This is a genomic window from Rhizobium sp. SVR5-9E, assembly GCF_056755095.1.
Genome location: NZ_JBNDHS010000390.1, coordinates 1 through 275 on the forward strand (window position 1 = coordinate 1; position 275 = coordinate 275).

Below are 275 nucleotides of genomic sequence, written 5' to 3' on the forward strand. Positions count from 1 at the left end.
TAATATAGGTGGGCAGAACATGAAAACTACTAACGATATGCCGATCGTATATCCTCCGAGCTTTGACTGTATAGGACTCGTTACGTTCAATATCAATCCGCATTATCTGGATCCGAATCCGGATTTAAAGCATAATGGAGAAACCCGCGAAACAAGAATCAAAGAATTTTTAACACAGAATGACCTTAAGGTAGTCGGGCTTCGCGAAGGAAACTGGATCAGAAGAAAAGATGATCGGATCACTGTTGAAGGTGCAGAGCTGACGAGGATTTTTG

Annotated in this window: 1 protein-coding gene; it reads left to right on the forward strand. The window is 41.8% G+C overall.

Annotated elements, in window-relative coordinates:
- Positions 1 to 19: 19 nt before the first annotated feature.
- On the forward strand, positions 20 to 275 hold a 256-nt coding region (locus ACPYOJ_RS35310), incomplete at its 3' end, for a Type 1 glutamine amidotransferase-like domain-containing protein (protein WP_481420381.1).